This window comes from Ideonella azotifigens, assembly GCF_006519715.1.
Classification (GTDB): domain Bacteria; phylum Pseudomonadota; class Gammaproteobacteria; order Burkholderiales; family Burkholderiaceae_C; genus Ideonella; species Ideonella azotifigens.
Genome location: NZ_VIDT01000893.1, coordinates 1 through 1,877 on the forward strand (window position 1 = coordinate 1; position 1,877 = coordinate 1,877).

A 1,877-nucleotide genomic window follows, 5' to 3' on the forward strand; every position below is an offset into this window, starting at 1 on the left:
CGGCGTGCCAGCTTCTGGCGTGCCGGCAGGCTGCGCGTGCAACTCGTCGAAATGGCCGTCGTCGCTGCGCTGCGCTGCGGCCTGCACAAAGGCCAGCGCGTCCGGCAGTTCGTCTGGCAGCAGCGATTGCTGCGGCTGCGCGGACGAACCGGCCGGGTTGAGCGGAGAGGAAGACAGCAAGCTCACGGACATCTCGACATCATGCCCTGCCCCGGCCCGGGGCCAGCTACGTGCTGGCCCTCGCGCACGGGGCGGATTTCACGGCACCGCGCCGCGCGCACCTCGCTGCGCGGCTCAGCGCCAGGCACGCCGCAAGTCCAGGGTGAACGGGAACTCCTGGCTGCGTTGCGCTTCGGGCGCCTCCACCGGGCCGCTGGTGTGACCCAGCGGCGAGAAGCGCGCCAGGCGGCGGCTCTCGGCCTCGAAGGCGTTCACCGGGAAGGTGTCGTAGTTGCGGCCGCCCGGGTGGGCGACGAAATACTGGCAGCCGCCCAGCGAACGGTTCATCCAGGTGTCGACCACGTCCACCGTCAGCGGCGCCTGCACGCCAATGCTGGGGTGCAGCGCCGAAGGCGGCAGCCAGGCGCGGTAGCGCACGCCGGCCACGAACTCGCCGGCCACGCCGGTCGGCTGCAGCGGCACCGTCACGCCATTGACGGTGATGCGGTGGCGCGTGTCGATCAGGCCGCTGACCTTCAGCTCCAGCCGCTCCAGCGAGGAGTCGACGTAGCGCACCGTGCCGCCAGCGCTGCCCTCTTCGCCCATCACATGCCAGGGCTCGAGCGCGTTGCGCAGCGTCAGGTGCAGGCCACGCGCAGCGAACTCGCCGACCTTGGGGAAGCGGAACTCGAAGTGCGGTGCGAACCAGCCGCCGTCGAAGGCGTAGCCGGCCTGCTGCATGTCCTCCATCACGTCGTCGAAGTCCATCTGCACGAAGGTCGGCAGCAGGAAACGGTCGTGCAGCTCGGTGCCCCAGCGCACCAGCGGCGCGCGATAGGGCTGCTGCCAGAATCGCGCCACCAGCGCACGCAGCAGCAGCTGCTGGACCACGCTCATGCGCGCATGCGGCGGCATTTCGAAGGCGCGCAGCTCCAGCAGGCCCAGCCGGCCGGTGGCCGAATCGGGCGAATAGAGCTTGTCGATGCAGAACTCGCTGCGGTGGGTGTTGCCGGTCACGTCGACCAGCACGTTGCGCAGCGCGCGGTCCACCGTCCAGGGCGGCACGGCCGGGCCGCCGGCCTGGGCCGCGTCGGTCAGGCGGAAGATTTCGCCGAGCGCAATCTCCAGCTCGCGCAGCTGGTCGTTGCGGGCTTCGTCCACGCGCGGTGCCTGGCTGGTCGGGCCGATGAACAGGCCAGAAAACAGGTAGCTCAAAGACGGATGGTTGTGCCAGTAGCCCAGCAGCGAGGCGAGCAGTTCGGGCCGGCGCAGGAACGGCGAATCGGCCGGCGTGGCGCCGCCCATCACGAAGTGGTTGCCGCCGCCGGTGCCGGTGTGCCGGCCGTCGACCATGAACTTCTCGGACGACAGGCGCGACTGCCAGGCCGCGTCATAGAGGAACTCGGTGTGCGCGACCAGTTCCTTCCAGCTTTGCGCCGGGTGGATGTTGACCTCGATCACGCCCGGGTCCGGCGTGACCTGCAGCAGCTTCAGGCGCGGGTCGCGCGGCGGCGGGTAGCCTTCCATCACGATCTTCACGCCCAGCTCGGCCGCCGTGGCTTCCACCGCGGCCACCAGCGCCAGGTAGTCCTCCAGCAGCTGCAGCGGCGGCATGAACACGTACAGCACGCCAGTGGCCTGGCCAACCTTCTCGGCCTTCGGACCGTTGGCGCGGCGCGGGTCGCGCACTTCCACGCACAGCGCCGTGCGCGTCAGCC

General features: G+C 70.2%; 2 protein-coding genes. Both read right to left on the bottom strand.

Annotated elements, in window-relative coordinates; translation table 11 throughout:
* Positions 1–186: hypothetical protein (locus FKP22_RS28965; RefSeq protein WP_141291605.1), on the bottom strand; the 186-nt coding region annotated here is incomplete at its 3' end.
* A 108-nt stretch (positions 187–294) separates the two neighbouring features.
* Positions 295–1,877: transglutaminase family protein (locus FKP22_RS28970; protein ID WP_211361650.1), on the bottom strand; the 1,583-nt coding region annotated here is incomplete at its 5' end.